The following is a 17,073-nucleotide window of genomic DNA, read 5'->3' on the forward strand; positions in this document are numbered from 1 at the left end:
CGAGGTCACTCGCGGTAGTCCTCCAGCGGCGCGCAGGCGCAGAACAGGTTGCGATCGCCGTAGACATTGTCCACCCGGTTCACCGCCGGCCAGTACTTGAACGCCCGCGTATGCGCGCTCGGGGTCACCGCCTCGGCGATCTCGTAGGGCCGCTGCCAGACCCCGGTGACGTCGGCCAGGGTATGCGGCGCCCGCTTCAGCGGGTTGTCCTCCGCTGGCCAGTCGCCGCTCTCCACCTTGCCGATCTCGGCCCTGATGCTCAGCATCGCCTCGACGAAACGATCCAGCTCCGCCTTCGACTCGCTCTCGGTCGGCTCCACCATCAGCGTGCCCGGCACCGGGAAGGACATGGTCGGGGCGTGGAAGCCGTAGTCCATCAGGCGCTTGGCCACATCCTCCTCGGTGATCCCGGTCTGCGCCTTGAGTGGCCGCAGGTCGAGGATGCATTCGTGGGCGACGCGCTCGTTGCGCCCGCGATAGAGCACGGGGAAGGCGCCGTCCAGGCGGTTCGCCAGGTAGTTGGCGGAGAGGATCGCCACCTCGCTGGCGTCGGCCAGCTGCGGGCCCATCATGGCGATGTACATCCAGCTGATCGGCAGGATGCTGGCGCTGCCCCAGGGCGCCGCGCTGACCGCATCGTTCAGCGGATCCGGCCCTTCGACGCGGATCACCGGGTGATTGGCGACGAACGGCGCCAGGTGCCGCTTCACCCCGATCGGCCCCATGCCCGGCCCACCGCCGCCGTGGGGAATGCAGAAGGTCTTGTGCAGGTTCATGTGCGAGACGTCGGCGCCGATATCCGCCGGCCGCGCCAGGCCGACCTGGGCATTGAGGTTGGCGCCGTCCATGTAGACCTGGCCGCCGTGGCGGTGGACCACTTCGCAGATCTCGCCGATGCCTTCCTCGTAGACGCCATGGGTCGAGGGGTAGGTGATCATCAGGCAGGACAGCCGCTCGCCCGCCTCGGCCGCCTTGAGGCGCAGGTCGTCGAGATCGACGTTGCCACGCACGTCGCACTCGACGATCTCCACCCGCATGCCGGCCATGATCGCCGAGGCCGGGTTGGTGCCATGCGCCGAGGCGGGGATCAGGCAGATGTCGCGCTGGCTGTCGCCACGGCTCTGGTGGTAGCGGCGGATCGCCAGGAGCCCGGCATATTCGCCCTGGGCTCCCGAGTTCGGCTGCATGCAGATCGCGTCGAAGCCGGTGATCGCCCGCAGCCAGGCTTCCAGTTCGTCGATCATCCGGCGATAGCCCTCGGCCTGCTCGCGCGGCACGAACGGATGCAGTTCGGCGAATTCCAGCCAGGTGATGGGGATCATCTCGCTGCTGGCGTTGAGCTTCATGGTGCAGGAGCCGAGCGGGATCATCGCCTGGTTCAGCGCCAGGTCCTTGCCTTCCAGCTGGCGCAGATAGCGGAGCATCTCGGTCTCGCTGTGATGGGCATTGAACACCGGATGCTGCAGGTAGGCCGAAGTGCGTTGCAGCACGGCGGGTATGCCGTCGGCCACCACGCCGGCATCCAGGCGCTCCACCTCCAGTCCGTGTCCGGCGCCGAGGAAGATCTCGAACAGGCTCGCCAGGGTCGCCGCGTCACAGGTTTCGTCGAGGCTCAGCGCCAGCCGCCGGTCGTCGACCACGCGCAGGTTGACCCGCGCCGCCCGCGCCCGTTCGAGGATCGCCGGCTGCCGCTCGCCGACCTCGTAGGTCAGGGTGTCGAAGAAATACCGGTTGAGCCGCCGCAACCCCTTGCTCTCCAGTCCCGCCGCCAGCAGCGCGGCCAGGCGCTGGACGCGCTGGGCGATGCGTTTCAACTCCTGCGGCCCATGGTAGACGGCGTAGAGCGAGGCGATGTTGGCCAGCAGCACCTGGGCGGTGCAGATGTTCGAGTTGGCCTTTTCCCGGCGGATGTGCTGCTCGCGGGTCTGCAGGGCCATGCGCAGTGCCGGGTTGCCGCGCGCGTCGCGGGAGACACCGATGATCCGCCCCGGCATCGCCCGCTTGTACGCGTCACGGGTGGCGAAGAATGCCGCGTGGGGCCCGCCGTAGCCCATCGGCACGCCGAAGCGCTGGGCGCTGCCGAGCACCACGTCGGCGCCGAGCTCGCCCGGCGGGGTCAGCAGCAGCAGGGCGAGCAGGTCGCTGGCGACGCAGGCCAGCGCCTGCTGGCCGTGCAGCAGGTCGATCAGCGGGCGCAGGTCGCGGATCTCGCCGCGGCTGTCCGGGTACTGCAACAGGGCGCCGAACACGGCATGGGTGGCCAGGTTGTCCGGCTCGTCGATGACCAGCTCGAAGCCGAACGCCTCGGCGCGGGTGCGCAGTACCGAGACAGTCTGCGGATGGCAATGCGCGTCGACGAAGAAACGGTTGCTCCTGGCCTTCGCCACCCGCCTGGCCAGGGCCATGGCCTCGGCGGCGGCGGTGGCTTCGTCGAGCAGCGAGGCGCTGGCCAGGTCGAGGCCGGTGAGGTCGATGGTCAACTGCTGGAAGTTCAGCAGCGCCTCCAGGCGGCCCTGGGCGATTTCCGGCTGGTAGGGCGTATAGGCGGTGTACCAGCCGGGATTCTCCAGCACATTGCGCAGGATCACCGGCGGCGTCACGGTGCCGTGGTAGCCCATGCCGATCAGGCTGGTCCAGCGCTGGTTGAGTTCGGCATAGCTGCGCAGGCGCGCCAGGGCGGCCTGTTCGTCGAGCGCGGCGGGCAGTTCCAGCGGGCGGTTGAGGCGGATCGCCGGCGGCACCGTCTGCACGATCAGCTCGGCGCGAGTGGAAACCCCGAGGAAATCCAGCATGGCCTGCTGCTCCGCCGGATCGGGGCCGAGATGGCGGCGCAGGAAGGCATCGGCGGGCTGGAGCTGGGCGAGGGACGGCGTCTGCGACATGGCTTCGCTCTCGTTGGGGGCGGCATCGCCCTGCCAGCGATCGTCGCCGAACGGATATCGAATGAGGAAACAGCGACGGCGAAAATCTGTTTTCACCGTTTCGAAAAGAACAAAGCCTCGAATCATCGAGGCCTTGTCCAAGGATAGCGGGTTTTGTCGCGGCTACGCGGCGGCTCAGCCTTCCGCGTCGACGGCGGCCTGGTAGGCGGCGGCGTCGAGCAGCTTGTCCAGCTCGGCCGGATTGCTCGGCTTGAGCTTGAAGAACCAGGACGCGTACGGGTCGTTGTTGACGTCTTCCGGGGTGTCGGCCAGGGCTTCGTTGATAGCGATGACTTCGCCGCCGATCGGCGAGTAGATGTCGGAGGCGGCCTTCACCGACTCGACCACGCCGGCTTCCTGGCCGGCGGCGAGGGTCTTGCCCAGCTCCGGCAGCTCGATGAAGACCACATCGCCAAGGGCTTCCTGGGCATGGTCGGAAATGCCCACTGTAACGCTGCCGTCGGCTTCCAGGCGGGCCCATTCGTGGCTCTGGGCGTAACGCAGTTCGGCGGGAATATTGCTCATCTTGTTTTCCTCGAAGTCGGAGGCGACGGCGGTCGCCATTGCCAGGTTAGATCAGGGGCTTGCCGTGACGCACGAAACTGGGCTGGACCACCCGTACCGGATACCACTTGCCGCGGATTTCCACCTCGGCGCGGTCGCCGGTGGCGGCCGGCACGCGGGCCAGCGCGATGGACTTGTTCAGGGTAGGCGAAAAGCTGCCGCTGGTGATCTCCCCCTCACCCACGCCAGCCACCCGCACCACCTGGTGGGCGCGCAGCACGCCACGCTCCTCCAGTATCAGGCCGACCAGCTTCGGCTGGTCGCCGGCGGCCTTCTGCGCTTCCAGCGCGCGGCGGCCGACGAAGCCCCGCGCAGCCGGCTCCCAGGCTACGGTCCAGGCCATGTTGGCGGCAAGCGGAGAAACGCTTTCGTCCATGTCCTGGCCGTAGAGGTTGAGTCCGGCCTCCAGGCGCAGCGTGTCGCGCGCGCCGAGGCCCGCCGGGGAGATCCCGGCGCCAACCAGCTCGTTGAGGAAGCCCGGTGCCTCGGCGGCCGGCAGCATGATTTCCAGGCCATCCTCGCCGGTGTAGCCGGTGCGGGCGAGGAACCAGTCTCCCTCGGCGCGACCCTGGAACGGCTTGAGATCACGGATCAGCGCGGCGCGCGCCGGGGATACCAGTTCGGACGTGTGCATGCGCGCGTTGGGGCCCTGGATGGCGAGCATCGCCAGGTCGCCGCGCTCCTTCAGGTCGACCCTGAAGCCGGCGGCCTGCGCCTGCATCCAGGCGATGTCCTTGTCGCGTGTCGAGGCGTTGACCACCACCCGGTAGCCGTTATCGGTCAGGTAGACGATCAGGTCGTCGACCACCCCGCCCTCTTCGTTGAGCATCGCGCTGTAGAGCGCCTTGCCGGTCTCGCCGAGGCGCGCCACGTCGTTCGCCAGCAGGTGCTGCAGATAGGCCCTGGCCTGCTCGCCGGCAACGTCCACCACGGTCATGTGGGACACGTCGAAGACGCCGCAGTCACGTCGGACCTGATGATGCTCCTCGACCTGGGAACCGTAGTGCAGCGGCATGTCCCAACCGCCGAAGTCGACCATCTTGGCGCCGAGCGCGACGTGCAGCTCGTAAAGCGGGGTGCGCAATCCCATGGGTATTCTCCTTCCGGGCGTAGCGGGTGCCGTCGGCGGGAACCGCCGGCACGAAATCGCGCGCATTGTAGCCGCAAGCCCCGAGGCAGGACACCAGTGGCGCAAGCCAGGATCCTTCCATAGACCCTACGACCTGCATGGTTACTGGGCTCGGCGATCGGAGTGGTGGGCGGAGCGGCGAATCAACCCGACCACCGGTAGCAGGCCGACCAGCACCAGGGTCAGGGCCGGCAGCGAGGCGCGCGCCCATTCGCCCTCGCTGGTCATCTCGAAGATCCGCACGGCCAGGGTATCCCAGCCGAAGGGACGCATCAGCAGGGTCGCCGGCATCTCCTTGAGCACATCGACGAAGACCAGCAGCGCGGCGCTCAACGAGGCCGGCAGCAGCAACGGCAGGTAGACCCGCAGGAACAGCAGCGGACCGCCCACGCCGAGGCTGCGCGAGGCTTCCGGCAACGACGGGCGGATCCGCGCCAGGCCGCTTTCCAGCGGCCCGTAGGCCACCGCCATGAAACGGATCAGATAGGCCAGCAGCAGGGCGAACAGACTGCCCAGCAGCAGTGGCTTGCCGGCGCCGCCGAAGACGGTGGAAAGCGGGATTACCCAGTGATTGTCCAGCCAGCTGAAGGCCAGCATGATCGAAACCGCCAGGACCGAGCCCGGCAGCGCGTAACCGAGATTGCCCAGCCCTACCGCGCCGCGGATGCCGCGGGTCGGCGCCAGGCGCACGGCGAAGGCCAGCAGCAGGGCCACGGCGACCGTGGCCAGGGCGGCGCCGGCGCCCAGCGCCAGGGTGTGGCCGATCAGGTCCCAGTAGCGCTCGTCGAGATCGAAGCGGCCCTGGCGCCAGAACCAGACCGCCAGTTGCGCCACTGGAATGACGAAGGCGCAGAGGAATACCAGCCCGCACCAGGCGCTCGCCGCCAGCGCCCTGGCACCGCGCAGGCGGTACAACGGCGCGCCGCGTGGCCGCTCGCTGGCGGCCCTGGCCTTGCCCCGCGTGCGGCGTTCGCCGAGCAGCACCAGGCATACCCCGAGCAACAGCAGGCTGGCCAGCTGGGCGGCGCTGGAAAGGCTGTAGAAGCCGTACCAGGTCTTGTAGATGGCGGTGGTGAAGGTGTCGAAGTTGAATACCGAGACCGCGCCGAAGTCGGCCAGGGTCTCCATCACCGCCAGCGCCAGGCCAGCGCCGATGGCCGGGCGCGCCATCGGCAGGGCGACCCGCAGGAACGCCTGCCACGGCGACAGGCCGAGCACCCGCGCCGCTTCCATCAGGCCCTTGCCCTGGGCGATGAAGGCGCTGCGCGCGAGCAGGTAGACGTAGGGATAGAACACCAGCACCAGGACCAGGATCACCCCGCCGGTGGAACGCACCCGCGGCAGCCGCAGGCCGCTGCCGAACCATTCGCGCAGTAGGCTCTGCACCGGCCCGGCGAAGTCCAGCAGGCCGACGAAGACGAACGCCAGCACATAGGCCGGGATCGCGAAGGGCAGCATCAGCGCCCAGTCCAGCCAGCGTCGCCCGGGGAACTCGCAGAGACTGGTGAGCCATGCCAGGCTGACGCCGAGCAGGGTCACGCCGACGCCGACGCCGAGCACCAGGGTCAGGGTGTTGCCGAGCAGGCGCGGCAACTGGGTATCCCACAGGTGGCTCCAGATTTCCCGGTCGATCTCCAGCCAGCTCAGCAGCAGCACGCTGAGCGGAAGCAGCACCAGCGCGGCAACGGTGAAGGTGATGGGGTACCAGCGGCGGGGAGCGGGATGGGCCACGAAATCCTCGGTGCGGAACGAACGACGCCCCGCTCGGACGAGCCGGGGCGCCGAGTATAGCCGGCGGTCAGTTCCAGCCGGCGCGGTCCATCATGCGAATCGCCTCGGCCTGGCGCTTGCCGGCGACTTCCACCGGGATGCTGTCGGCCTTGAAGCTGCCCCAACTGGCGACTTCGGCTGACGGCGCGACCTGCGGGTTGGCCGGGAATTCCTGGTTGATCCCGGCGAACAGCGCCTGGGCGTCGGGCCCGGTCATCCATTCCACCAGCGCCTTGGCCGCCTCGGGATGCGGTGCGTGGCGGGTCAGGCCGATGCCCGACAGGTTGACGTGGACACCGCGGTCGGCCTGGTTCGGCCAGAACAGCTTGACCCGCAGGTTCGGGTTCTGCTTGTGCAGGCGCCCGTAGTAGTAGGTGTTGACGATGCCGACGTCGCACTGGCCGGCGTCCACCGCCTGGATCACCGCGTTGTCGTCGGCGAACACGTCGGTGGCCAGGTTGTTCACCCAGCCCTGGAGGATTTCCTCGGTCTTCTGCGCGCCGTGGGTCTCGATCAGGGTCCCGGTCAGCGACTGGTTGTAGACCTTCTTCGCCGTGCGCAGGCACAGGCGGCCTTCCCATTGCTTGTCGGCGAGGGCCTCGTAGGTGCTCAGTTCTTCCGGCTTGACCCGCTCGGTGGAGTAGACGATGGTCCGCGCGCGCAGCGACAGGCCGGTCCAGCTGTCGGTGCTGGAGCGGTACTGCGGAGGAATGTTGCCTTCGATGGTGGCTGACTTGAACGGCTGCAGCAGGCCCATCTGCTCGGCCTGCCAGAGGTTGCCGGCGTCCACGGTGAGCAGCAGGTCGGCCGGGGTGTTCGCGCCTTCGGCCTTGATCCGCGCCATCAGCGGCGCTTCCTTGTCGGTGATGAACCTGACCTTCACGCCGGTCTTGCTGGTGTAGGCATCGAACACCGGCTTGATCAGCTCGTCGATGCGCGAGGAGTACACCACCACCTCGTCGGCGGCCTGGGCCAGGCCGGTGATGCCCAGGGCCAGGGCGGCGAGTAGAGCTTTGCTTGCCTGCATGAAGACAGCCTCGTCAGCGGAAACAGGCACGAATGATAAGAAATCTCGCTTGCGAATCCGTGCGGCTAAATGTGTCGGGGTATTTCGCCACGCATGGCGTTCAGGATACTCGCCGTGCTGACCCTGCTCGTCGCCTTCGCCATCCGCGTGGCGCTGCCTGCCAATTCTGGCAGGGAGGCGTCCATGGACGGGCAACGCCCTCTAGTATCCCGTGACCTGTTCCGGATTCCGCTGCTGTCATCGTACGCGGTGGGGTTCTGTGTCCTCTTTTCCCAGGTCGCCATGTTCATCCATATCGGCATCCATCTCAGCGGTCCGCCGTACGGCCTCGGCACCGCGCAGAACGACTCGGTCTACGCGGTGGTCCTCCTGGCGCTGCTAGCCACCCGCCGCGGCTGGGCCGTCGCCGCCACCAACCGCCGGCCCCTGCGGGCCACGCAAGTAAAGAAAGCAAGCCATCGCAAGAACAACAAGAACCGACAGGAGGTTAGCCATGAACCACGTCATCACACCCCACAGCCGGCTGCTCGGCGTCATCGAGCCGGTGCTCAACGACATGCCCGCCGGCACCCTGCGCCACGCGCTGTTCAAGGCCTTCTGGGACGAGGAGGGAGCGCTGCTGGACATCGAGGACGCCTTCGCCCGGGTCACCGCCCGGCGCCAGGCGGTCGGCCCGCTGCGCAAGTTCTTCGCCAGCTGGTCGAAGACCAACAACTCGGCGGCCAGCGTGTCCGGGCTGGCCAACCGCCTCACCCTGCTGGCCCGTTCGGAACAGGGCTCGACGGCGGCCGACCAGCTCTACCGCGCCTGCGGCAGCCTGCAGCGGATCACCGACGAAGACCTCGGCGCGCTCGGCAACACGGTACACGCCGATCTCTTCTATACCATGGCCACCACCCTGTGCGGCGACGACCAGTGGCTGCTGCGCGAGAACTGCCTGCCCTCGGCGCAGGCTTTCAAGGACTGGACCGACCGCCAGCGCCTGCGCGAGCGCGACCTGATGCAGGGCCTGCTGACCACTCTGGTACACGAGGTCTATACCCACGGCGAGGTGGAGTACATCCATCCGCTGTACAAGGAATGGTTCAGCCGCGACATGGGCGTGCCCGCCGAACGCGCCCGCGCCACCGTGGCCTGGGTCACGGTGCATACCGGCGGCACCGAGAGCGATCACTTCGCCCACGCCACCGCGGCGGTGAACGCCTTCGTCGAGGCAATGGAGATCGAGGTGGACGAAGACGCCGCGCGCAACCTGTTCGGTCTCTACCTGCGCAACAAGGCGCAGGTCATGCGCGACTGCGCGGCGCTGTTCTGAGAAGCGGAGCCTCTGCCGTGCGCCGTCAGACCCGCGCCAACGCCGGCAGATCGCCGCTCAGGCCAAGCGCCTGGCGAACGAACAGCGCCTTGGCCTCGTGATGGCCGTCGACCAGGCGCAGGCCGGCGTTGCGCAGCCAGCGCAGCGGCAGTTGGTCGGCCTGGAACAGCCGCTCGAAGCCCTCCATCGCCGTCATCATGCCCAGGTTGTGTGGCATCCGCCGTCGCTCGAAGCGGCTCAACACGCGCTCGTCGGCGAGGCGCTCGCCGCGCTCCAGCGCGTGCAGCAGGACCTCGGACAGCACCGCCGCGTCGAGAAACCCCAGGTTGACGCCCTGCCCGGCCAGCGGGTGAATGGTGTGCGCGGCGTCGCCGACCAGCGCCAGCCCTGGCTCCACATAGCGCTTGGCGTGACGCTGGCGCAACGGGATGCACAGGCGCCGGTCGGCCTGCAGGATGGCACCCAGGCGCTGTTCGAAGGCGTCGCCGAGGGCGGCGCGGAAGCCATCCTCGTCCAGCGCCATCAGGCGTTCTGCCTGCTCCGGGGTGGTCGACCAGACGATCGAACACCAGTGTTCGTCGCCGCGGTCCGGCAGCGGCAGGAAGGCCAGCGGACCGTCGTCGGTGAAGCGCTGCCAGGCGGTGGCTCGGTGCGCCTTCTCGCAGCGCACGCTGGTGACGATGGCGTGGTGCAGGTAGTCCCATTCGCGGGTGGCGCAGCCGGCCAGGCGGCGCACCGCCGAGTTGGCGCCGTCGGCAGCGACCACCAGCGGCGCGCGCAGCTGGCGACCGTCGGCCAGGGTCAGCAGCCAGTCGTCGCCGGAATGGCGCATCTGTTCCAGGCGCGCGTTGGCCAGCAGGCCGGTAGTGGAATCGTGCAGGCGTTCCAGCAGGGCGTCCTGGACCACCCGGTTCTCGACGATATGGCCGAGCACCTCGGCATGCACGCTGGCGGCGCTGAAGCCGATCTGGCCGGTGCCGGAGCCGTCCCACACCTGCATCTCGCGATAGGGTTCGGCGCGGCGCGCGACGACGCCGTCCCAGGCGTGCAGGCGCTGGAGGATCCGCCGGCTGGCTTCGGACAACGCGCTGACCCTCGGCTCGTAGGGCGCTTCCGGCTCGAACGGCGCCACGTCGAGCGAGCCGCCATCCACCAGCAGCACCTCCAGGCCGCTGCCCTCCAGCGCCAGGGCCAGGGCGCTGCCGACCATGCCGGCGCCGACGATGACCAGATCCGCGTGCATATCCTCGTTCTCCACTGGAGGCCTCCTCAGGCCGCGTTCCGCACGCGCGGCTTGAGCCGCACGTACAGGGTTTTCTGCACCCGCGCCACCAGGGTGCCGGCATCGTCGCGCACCTCGGCGTGCAAGCGGGGCAGGTACTTCTCGCCGCCCGCGGTCCGTTCGCGGACCTCGTCGAGCAGCGCCTGGTCGATGCTGAAGTGCGCATGCACCGGTCCCTTGCCCGGGCTGACGAATTCGATGTTGGCGGCCTTGTCCCAGACGATGTAGTCGGCGCCGAGGTTCTCCATCAGCATCAGCATGAAGAACGGATCGGTCATCGAGTAGAGGCTGCCGCCGAACTGGGTGCCCACGTAGTTGCGATTGAGCCGGTTCAGGCCCATGCGCACCCGCACCTCGCGGAAGTCGCTGGCGATATGGCGCACGCGAATGCCCGCCCCCAGGAAGGGCGGGTAGAGGTTCATGGCGAGGCGCAGCAGGCGGGCCTTGCGCGCCGACGTCCAGACGGGCATGGCGCTACAGCGGCCGCGCGCCGAGACCCATGGCCTGGCGGGCGAACCAGCGCTTGGCCGGCGGCAGCAGGTCGAGCCCGAGCAGGCCGAGGTTGCGCCCGGCGCCGAGCAGCGCGCGGTCGTTGGAGAACAGCCGGGTCACCCGGTCGGAGAAGCCGACGGTGAGCTGCTGGTCCAGGCGCTGCCCGTCGAGGTAGCGCTGCAGCACGGCGAAGTCGCCCAGCGCCGCGTCGTCGTGAAGCAGGGCATCGACCAGCGCCAGGGTGTCGCGCAGCGACAGGTTGAAACCCTGGCCGGCGATCGGGTGCAGGCTGTGCGCGGCGTTGCCCAGCACCACCAGGTGCGGGCGCACCTGCTCGCGGGCCTCGACCAGGTGCAAGGGGTAGCAGTGTCGTGCGCCGACCTGGCGGAAAGCGCCGAGGCGGTAGCCGAAGGCCGCCTGCAGCTCGCCGAGGAAGGCCGCGTCGTCGAGGCCGCGCAGGCGCTCGGCGTCCTTGCCGGGGCGGGTCCAGATCAGCGCGCAACGATTCTCCGGCAACGGCAGCAGGGCCATCGGCCCGCTCGGGGTGAAACGCTCGAAGGCCTGCCCGAGGTGCGCCTCGGAGGGCGATACGTTGGCGATCAGCGCGGTCTGCCGGTACGGCGTCTGCTCCACGGCGATGCCGAGTTGTTCGCGCAGCCCGGAACGGCCGCCATCGGCGAGGATCGCCAGCTCGCAATCGAGTTGCGTCTCGTCGTCGAGGGTAAGCCGGTAACCGCCCTCCCGGGCTTCCAGGGTCTTCACTTCGGCCGGGCAGTGCCAGCGCACCACCTCGGGGTCGAGCGCCTTCCACAGGCACTGGCCGAGCCAGGCGTTCTCCACCACGTAGCCCAGCGCCGGCACGCCTTCCTCGATGGCGGTCAGGCGGGTGGCGCCGAAGCGGCCGCGGTCGGAAACATGGATATGCAGGATCGGCTCGGCGCGCTCGGCGATCGCCGGCCACAGGCCGAGGCGCTCGTAGATCTGCCGGCTGCCATAGGACAGCGCCGAGGAACGGGCGTCGTAGCTGGGCTGGTAGGCATTGCCGGGCGCGAAGGGTTCGATCAGCACGATCGACCAGCCACGCTCGCGGGCGCCGGCCTGCAGGGCCAGGGCCAGCGACGCGCCGACCAGGCCGCCGCCGATGATCGCCAGGTTGGCCTTGCTCATGGTCACCTCAGGCCGCCTCGCTCTTCGCCGCGGCCATCAGCGCCTCGATCCCGGCGACGGTCTTGGGTACGCCGTTGGTCAGCACTTCGCAGCCATTGCGGGTGACCACCACGTCGTCCTCGATGCGTACGCCGATACCGCGCCATTTCTTCGCCACCGAGGTGTTGTCCGGGGCGATGTAGATGCCCGGCTCGACGGTCATCGCCATGCCCGGTTCGAGCACCCGCCATTCGCCGCCGACGCGGTACTCGCCGACGTCGTGCACGTCCATCCCCAGCCAGTGGCCGGCGCGGTGCATGTAGAAGGCCTTGTAGGCCTCGCGGGCGATCAGCTCGTCGACGTCGCCCTGCAGCAGGCCCAGGCGCACCAGACCGGCGGTGATGACCCGCACGGTGGCCTCGTGGGCCTCGTTCCAGTGGCGGCCGGGGGCGATGAAGTCGAACGCCGCCATGTTGGCTTCCAGCACCAGTTCGTAGATCGCCTTCTGCTCGGGACTGAAGCGGCCATTGGCGGGGAAGGTGCGGGTGATGTCGCTGGCGTAGCAGTCGATCTCGCAACCGGCGTCGATCAGGATCAGGTCGCCGTCCTTGATCGCCGCGTCGTTCTCGCGGTAGTGCAGGATGCAGGCGTTGCGCCCGGCGGCGACGATCGAGCCGTAGGCCGGCATCTTCGCCCCGCCCTTGCGGAACTCGTATTCCAGCTCGGCTTCCAGGTGGTACTCGAACAGCCCCGGCCGGCAGGCTTCCATCGCCCGGATGTGCGCCTGGGCCGAGACCTCGGCGGCATAGCGCATGACCTTCACTTCATTGGCGCTCTTGTACAGGCGCTGGTCGTGCAGCAGATGGTCGAGCGCGACGAACTCGTTCGGCGGCTGCGCGCCCTGGCGGGCCTTGGAGCGGATCACGTTGATCCAGTCCATCAGCCGGCGATCGAAGTCGGGGTTGGCGCCAAGGGCATAGTAGACCCGGTCGCGACCTTCGATCAGGCCGGGCAGGATGTCGTCGATGTCGCCGATGGGGAAGGCGTCGTCCGCGCCGTACTGGCTGATCGCGCCGTCCTGGCCGGCGCGCAGGCCGTCCCAGAGCTCACGCTCCGGATCCCGCTCGCGGCAGAACAGCACGTACTCGCCGTGGGCGCGGCCGGGAATCAGCGCCATCACCGCCTCCGGCTCGGGGAAGCCGGTGAGGTACTGGAAATCGCTGTCCTGGCGGTAGACGTGCTCGACGTCGCGGTTGCGGATATACATCGGCGCCGCCGGCAGGATGGCGATGCTGTTGGGTTCCATCTGCGCCATCAGCGCCTTGCGCCGACGGGCGTACTCCGACCTGGGGATACGGATCATGCAGAAACCTCAGTGCAGTGAAGGCTTGGGAGCGGGCTCCAGCGGCTTGCCGCATTCGGCGAACAGCAGCAGCGGAGCGACCCGCAGGTATTCCATGACTTCCATATAGTCCGTCTCGCCGTCCTCGCTGTCTTCCAGCTGGCCCTGGACCTGGGCGATGGCGGCCATGTCCTGCAGCACTTCCTCGGCCTCGCCGGTCAGGCTGCCCTCGCGGGCAGTCAGGCCGAAACCGGCGAGAAAACCCTGGCACCACTGGCCAAGCGCCTCGGTACGCTGGGCGAGCGGAGTCTCGTCGTCGGGCAGGAGCAGGACCACGGCGACCTCGCCGGCGGAAAAGTCCTGCCGCACCATGCCGAGCAGGCCGGACAGCGCGGCCTCGAGTCGCTCGCCCGGCGCGCCGCCGAGCAGCTCGGCGGCGGCGTGTTGCCAGGCGGCCTCGTCGAAGCCGGCGCCGGCGCAGACCCGGCCGAGTAGGTGGCCATGCAGTTCGGCCGGCGAGACCGGCAGGGCCGCCTCGGCGAGGAGGGAGGAAAAGGCGCTGTAGGCGGAATTCTGAGTGGACATCTGGGGACCCTGACGGCTGGGCGCCATTGGGGCGCTACACGTGAAATGAAGATGGTTATCCTAGCACCGCCCGGCCCGGCAAGACCATGCGACCGGTTGCCGGCGCGCCGCTCCGCCCGGGGCATTGGCCCCGACCGGGGGCGATCCTATATAGTTGTCCAATCACCCCATTCCCAAGCGAGAGCCCATGGAAGACGCCGATCTGCAACTGTTGACGGCCAAGTTCGACCAGCTGCTCCAGAAGCTGGAACAGCTCAAGGCGGAGAACCGGCTGCTGCGGGCGAACGAAAAGTCCTGGCGCGAAGAGCGCGCTCATCTGATCGAAAAGAACGAAATGGCGAGACACAAGGTCGAAGCGATGATTTTGCGTCTGAAAGCCTTGGAGCAGGACACATGAGCCAGTCGAATACCCTCACCGTGCAGATTCTCGACAAGGAATACTGCATCAATTGCCCCGACGACGAGCGCGCCAACCTGGAAAGCGCCGCCCGCTACCTGGACGGCAAGATGCGCGAGATCCGCTCCAGCGGCAAGGTCATCGGCGCCGACCGGGTCGCCGTGATGGCCGCCCTCAACATCACCCACGACCTGCTGCACCGCAAGGAGCGCCTGGACCAGGAAAGCAGCTCGACCCGCGAGCGCGTGCGCGAGCTGCTCGATCGCGTCGACCGCGCCCTGGCGAATCCGTCGGATGCCAGTGAAGCCTGACCCGGACCCGGCCAATTCGGGTATACTGGCCTCCGCTCCCTGGTGTGTTGGCCAGTCGGTGATGTCCCTGAGCCGATAACTGCAACAACGGAGGTTGCCAGTTGGGCCGGTGTGCATGTCCGCACGACGGAAAGCCTTAAGGTCTACTGCAACCGCCACCTTGAACTTTCGGGTTCAAGGGCTAACCCGACAGCGGCACGACCGGGGAGCTACCTTTCCACATGATCGAATCGCAAGACCTCAGCCGCCCGGCCCTGCGCCGCAAGCTCCGCCAGGCGCGCCGCGCGCTCTCCCCCCTGCAGCAACGCCTCGCCGCCCGCGCCCTCTACCGGCAACTGGCGCAGCATCCCCTTTTCCGCCGTGCCCGCCATATCGCCCTGTACCTGCCCAACGATGGCGAGATCGATCCGCGCCCGCTGCTGCGTGCGGCGCAGAAGCGCGGCAAGGCCACCTACCTGCCGGTCCTCGCGCCCTGGCCGCGGACGCGCATGGTGTTCCAGCGGGTCGGCAGCGGCGAACGCTGGACCCGCAACCGCTTCCGCATCAGCGAACCGCTGGCCGACGCCGGCCGCCAGCGCAAGGCCTGGGCGCTGGACCTGGTACTGCTGCCGCTGGTGGGGTTCGACGAACAGGGCGGGCGCCTGGGCATGGGCGGCGGCTTCTACGACCGCAGCCTGGCCTACCTGGCGAGGCGCAAAAAAGGTCACAAACCGACGCTTATCGGCCTGGCGCACGAATGCCAGAAAGTGGATCGACTGGCACTGGCCAGTTGGGACATTCCCCTGGCGGGAACGGTGACCGATGCGGGCTGGTACGTGGCGGGGAAACGCTAGGAAGGAGGGAGAACCCTGGGTACCGCGTTCCATGCGATACCCGGCGAGTCTTACGGCTGTTGCGTCACCTGGGCGGGCGTACTGGCCTGTCGCTCCCAGAGGCTCTGGGTATAACCGGTGGTGACGACCCCAAGTCCGAAGATGATGACCAAAACCCACAGCAAGTCTGGCTTGCGCTTCATCGATTGCCTCCCCCTTCCAGGCAATTTTCGAGGCCGGTCCTTGCGATTATCTTATCGCCTGAGCACCTGCCCCGCTGAAAAACGGCATTTTCCGATAAGCTGGAGTCATACGCAATTGCACCGGCGACCGGTGGTCACGCGCAGACGTTTCCTACGTACATCTACGAAAAAGGAGCAAAGTTCATGCCTGCCTACTGGCTGATGAAATCCGAGCCGGACGAACTCTCGATCCTCGACCTGAAACGTCTCGGAACCGCCCGCTGGGATGGCGTGCGCAACTATCAGGCACGCAATTTCATGCGCAGCATGAACCCTGGCGACCTGTTCTTCTTCTATCACTCCAGTTGCCCGCAGCCAGGCATCGCCGGCATCGCGCGCATCGAAGGCGAGGCCTATCCCGACCCCACCGCCCTGGATCCCGCCAGTCCCTACCACGACCCCAAGGCCAGCGCCGAGAAGAATCCCTGGAGCGCCCGTGACGTCAGCTTCGTCGAGGCCTTCGCCGAAGTCGTGCCGCTGGCCCGGCTGAAAGCCCAGGAGGCCCTCGCCAACCTGGCCCTGGTGCAGAAAGGCAGCCGCCTGTCGGTGATGCCGGTGAGCGCCGAGGAGTGGCAGGCGATCCTCCCGCTGGGCAAGCGCTGAGCCCATCGCTCAGGCCATCTGCGAGATGGTCCGGCGGAACCGCCAGAGCGCGCCGAAGAAGAATGCCGAGCCGATCGCCACGATGCCGGCGAACTGCGGCCAGACGATGTCGAAGCCGGCGCCGCGGAACAGGATCGCCTGGGCCAGGCTGACGAAGTGCGTGGTCGGCGCCGCCAGCATGATGTGCTGCACCAGTTCCGGCATGCTCTCTCGCGGCGTGGTGCCACCCGAGAGGATGTTCAGCGGCAGCAGCACGAGGATGGTCAGCAAGCCGAGCTGCGGCATCGAGCGCGCCACCGTGCCAAGGAAGATGCCCATCGAGGTGGTGGCGAACAGGTGCAGCCCGGCGCCGAGCAGGAACAGCCCCACCGAGCCGCTGATCGGCACGTCCAGCCAGCCGCGCACCACCCACTGCAGGGACAGCCCGGCCGCCACCAGCACCACCAGTCCCATCGACCAGACCTTGGCCATCATGATCTCGAAGGCCGACAGCGGCATCACCAGCAGGTGCTCGATGGTGCCGTGCTCGCGCTCGCGGATCAGCGCGGCGCCGGTGAGGATGATCGACAGCATGGTGATCTGGTTGATCACTTCCATCACCCCGCCGAACCAGGCCTGGGTCAGGTTCGGGTTGAACGCCATGCGCACCTCGATCTGCGCCGGCATGCTCGGCTCCGCCCGGTAGCGGCTGACGAACTCGCGTACCTCGGTGGCGACGATGTTCTGGATGTAGCCCGCGCCGGAAAACGCCTGACCGGTCTGGGTGGCATCGACGTTGACCTGGATCGACGGCTTGCGCCCGGCCAGCACGTCACGCTGGAAATCCGGCGGGATATCCAGGGTGAAGGTATAGAGCCCGACGTCCATGCCGCGGTCCATCCCGGCATGGTCGATCATTTCCGGCGGGCGGAAGTACGGTGGCTGGAAGGCATTGACGATGCGTGACGAGAGTTGCGAGCGGTCCTCGTCGACCACCGCTATCGGCGCGTGGTGAAGAGTCTCCGGAATGCCGGTGGCGGAACTGTAGACGCCCAGGCTGAAGGCCCAGACGATCAGCGCCAGCATCGCATAGTCGCGACCGAGGCTGCGGAATTCCTTGATGCCCAGGTTGAAGATGTTGGCCAGGCTGCGCACT

Annotated in this window: 16 protein-coding genes and 1 other RNA gene; 6 read left to right on the forward strand and 11 right to left on the reverse strand. The window is 67.9% G+C overall.

What is annotated here, in order from left to right; genetic code table 11:
- Positions 1–5: 5 nt before the first annotated feature.
- The 5 genes from gcvP to B7D75_RS27035 form a co-directional block, all read right to left on the reverse strand.
- Complete coding sequence (gcvP, locus tag B7D75_RS27015) at positions 6–2,882, reverse strand: aminomethyl-transferring glycine dehydrogenase (protein WP_107114589.1); 2,877 nt, start codon at positions 2,880–2,882, stop codon at positions 6–8.
- 174 nt (positions 2,883–3,056) lie between these two features.
- Complete coding sequence (gene gcvH, locus B7D75_RS27020; protein WP_034079797.1) at positions 3,057–3,446, reverse strand: glycine cleavage system protein GcvH; 390 nt, start codon at positions 3,444–3,446, stop codon at positions 3,057–3,059.
- A 46-nt stretch (positions 3,447–3,492) separates the two neighbouring features.
- A complete protein-coding gene (gcvT, locus tag B7D75_RS27025; protein ID WP_107114590.1) occupies positions 3,493–4,575 on the reverse strand; it encodes a glycine cleavage system aminomethyltransferase GcvT in 1,083 nt (360 codons plus the stop codon).
- Positions 4,576–4,716: 141 nt separating this feature from the next.
- On the reverse strand, positions 4,717–6,345 hold the full coding sequence (locus B7D75_RS27030) for an ABC transporter permease (protein WP_034079774.1): 1,629 nt from the start codon (positions 6,343–6,345) through the stop codon (positions 4,717–4,719).
- Positions 6,346–6,412: 67 nt separating this feature from the next.
- Entirely contained in the window at positions 6,413–7,411 is a 999-nt protein-coding gene (locus B7D75_RS27035) for an extracellular solute-binding protein (protein ID WP_034079775.1), read from the reverse strand.
- 493 nt (positions 7,412–7,904) lie between these two features.
- On the opposite strand from B7D75_RS27035, the gene B7D75_RS27045 reads away from it, so the two are divergent.
- A complete protein-coding gene (locus B7D75_RS27045; RefSeq protein WP_012077843.1) occupies positions 7,905–8,726 on the forward strand; it encodes a hypothetical protein in 822 nt (273 codons plus the stop codon).
- 25 nt (positions 8,727–8,751) lie between these two features.
- On the opposite strand, the gene B7D75_RS27050 is transcribed toward B7D75_RS27045, so the two are convergent.
- From B7D75_RS27050 to B7D75_RS27070, 5 genes are read right to left on the reverse strand one after another with little or no spacing between them, the layout of a single operon-like run.
- Positions 8,752–9,969 (reverse strand): 2-octaprenyl-3-methyl-6-methoxy-1,4-benzoquinol hydroxylase, encoded by a 1,218-nt coding sequence (locus tag B7D75_RS27050; RefSeq protein WP_033997578.1) that lies wholly within the window; start codon positions 9,967–9,969, stop codon positions 8,752–8,754.
- Between the two features lie 26 nt (positions 9,970–9,995).
- Positions 9,996–10,478, reverse strand: a complete 483-nt coding sequence (locus tag B7D75_RS27055; RefSeq protein ID WP_033997565.1) for a hotdog fold domain-containing protein — start codon at positions 10,476–10,478, stop codon at positions 9,996–9,998.
- A gap of 4 nt (positions 10,479–10,482) precedes the next feature.
- Positions 10,483–11,667, reverse strand: coding sequence for a 2-octaprenyl-6-methoxyphenyl hydroxylase (ubiH, locus tag B7D75_RS27060; RefSeq protein ID WP_053817909.1), 1,185 nt, complete (start codon positions 11,665–11,667; stop codon positions 10,483–10,485).
- Positions 11,668–11,674: 7 nt separating this feature from the next.
- Complete coding sequence (gene pepP, locus B7D75_RS27065) at positions 11,675–13,009, reverse strand: Xaa-Pro aminopeptidase (RefSeq protein WP_003158101.1); 1,335 nt, start codon at positions 13,007–13,009, stop codon at positions 11,675–11,677.
- Between the two features lie 9 nt (positions 13,010–13,018).
- Positions 13,019–13,573, reverse strand: coding sequence for a YecA/YgfB family protein (locus B7D75_RS27070; protein ID WP_012077847.1), 555 nt, complete (start codon positions 13,571–13,573; stop codon positions 13,019–13,021).
- A 187-nt stretch (positions 13,574–13,760) separates the two neighbouring features.
- Here B7D75_RS27070 and B7D75_RS27075 point away from each other — a divergent pair, with 187 nt between their 5' ends.
- From B7D75_RS27075 to B7D75_RS27095, 5 genes are all read left to right on the forward strand, one after another.
- Positions 13,761–13,970: a TIGR02449 family protein gene (locus B7D75_RS27075; RefSeq protein WP_003096314.1), complete on the forward strand. Its 210-nt coding sequence runs from the start codon at positions 13,761–13,763 to the stop codon at positions 13,968–13,970.
- Positions 13,967–14,281, forward strand: coding sequence for a cell division protein ZapA (locus B7D75_RS27080; RefSeq protein ID WP_003150162.1), 315 nt, complete (start codon positions 13,967–13,969; stop codon positions 14,279–14,281). The genes B7D75_RS27075 and B7D75_RS27080 overlap by 4 nt, the downstream gene beginning before the upstream one ends.
- 33 nt (positions 14,282–14,314) lie before the next feature.
- Positions 14,315–14,493, forward strand: a non-coding RNA gene (gene ssrS / locus B7D75_RS27085) — 6S RNA.
- 9 nt (positions 14,494–14,502) lie between these two features.
- A complete protein-coding gene (locus B7D75_RS27090) occupies positions 14,503–15,114 on the forward strand; it encodes a 5-formyltetrahydrofolate cyclo-ligase (RefSeq protein ID WP_034079780.1) in 612 nt (203 codons plus the stop codon).
- Between the two features lie 365 nt (positions 15,115–15,479).
- Entirely contained in the window at positions 15,480–15,938 is a 459-nt protein-coding gene (locus tag B7D75_RS27095; RefSeq protein ID WP_012077848.1) for an EVE domain-containing protein, read from the forward strand.
- A gap of 9 nt (positions 15,939–15,947) precedes the next feature.
- Here B7D75_RS27095 and B7D75_RS27100 read toward each other — a convergent pair whose 3' ends face one another.
- Positions 15,948–17,072 carry an ABC transporter permease gene (locus tag B7D75_RS27100; RefSeq protein ID WP_003150166.1) on the reverse strand — a complete coding sequence of 375 codons (1,125 nt, stop codon included), beginning with the start codon at positions 17,070–17,072 and terminating at the stop codon, positions 15,948–15,950.
- Position 17,073 lies beyond the last annotated feature (1 nt).

This window comes from Pseudomonas paraeruginosa (assembly GCF_003025345.2).
GTDB classification, from domain to species: domain Bacteria; phylum Pseudomonadota; class Gammaproteobacteria; order Pseudomonadales; family Pseudomonadaceae; genus Pseudomonas; species Pseudomonas paraeruginosa.

What these genes read in the sequence shown, in the direction of transcription:
- gcvP (WP_107114589.1), bottom strand. Translation starts at nt 2,882, where the DNA reads ATGTCGCAGACGCCGTCCCTCGCCCAGCTCCAGCCCGCCGATGCCTTC.
- gcvH (WP_034079797.1), bottom strand. Translation starts at nt 3,446, where the DNA reads ATGAGCAATATTCCCGCCGAACTGCGTTACGCCCAGAGCCACGAATGG.
- gcvT (WP_107114590.1), bottom strand. Translation starts at nt 4,575, where the DNA reads ATGGGATTGCGCACCCCGCTTTACGAGCTGCACGTCGCGCTCGGCGCC.
- B7D75_RS27035 (WP_034079775.1), bottom strand. Translation starts at nt 7,411, where the DNA reads ATGCAGGCAAGCAAAGCTCTACTCGCCGCCCTGGCCCTGGGCATCACC.
- B7D75_RS27045 (WP_012077843.1), top strand. Translation starts at nt 7,905, where the DNA reads ATGAACCACGTCATCACACCCCACAGCCGGCTGCTCGGCGTCATCGAG.
- B7D75_RS27050 (WP_033997578.1), bottom strand. Translation starts at nt 9,969, where the DNA reads ATGCACGCGGATCTGGTCATCGTCGGCGCCGGCATGGTCGGCAGCGCC.
- B7D75_RS27055 (WP_033997565.1), bottom strand. Translation starts at nt 10,478, where the DNA reads ATGCCCGTCTGGACGTCGGCGCGCAAGGCCCGCCTGCTGCGCCTCGCC.
- ubiH (WP_053817909.1), bottom strand. Translation starts at nt 11,667, where the DNA reads ATGAGCAAGGCCAACCTGGCGATCATCGGCGGCGGCCTGGTCGGCGCG.
- pepP (WP_003158101.1), bottom strand. Translation starts at nt 13,009, where the DNA reads ATGATCCGTATCCCCAGGTCGGAGTACGCCCGTCGGCGCAAGGCGCTG.
- B7D75_RS27070 (WP_012077847.1), bottom strand. Translation starts at nt 13,573, where the DNA reads ATGTCCACTCAGAATTCCGCCTACAGCGCCTTTTCCTCCCTCCTCGCC.
- B7D75_RS27075 (WP_003096314.1), top strand. Translation starts at nt 13,761, where the DNA reads ATGGAAGACGCCGATCTGCAACTGTTGACGGCCAAGTTCGACCAGCTG.
- B7D75_RS27080 (WP_003150162.1), top strand. Translation starts at nt 13,967, where the DNA reads ATGAGCCAGTCGAATACCCTCACCGTGCAGATTCTCGACAAGGAATAC.
- B7D75_RS27090 (WP_034079780.1), top strand. Translation starts at nt 14,503, where the DNA reads ATGATCGAATCGCAAGACCTCAGCCGCCCGGCCCTGCGCCGCAAGCTC.
- B7D75_RS27095 (WP_012077848.1), top strand. Translation starts at nt 15,480, where the DNA reads ATGCCTGCCTACTGGCTGATGAAATCCGAGCCGGACGAACTCTCGATC.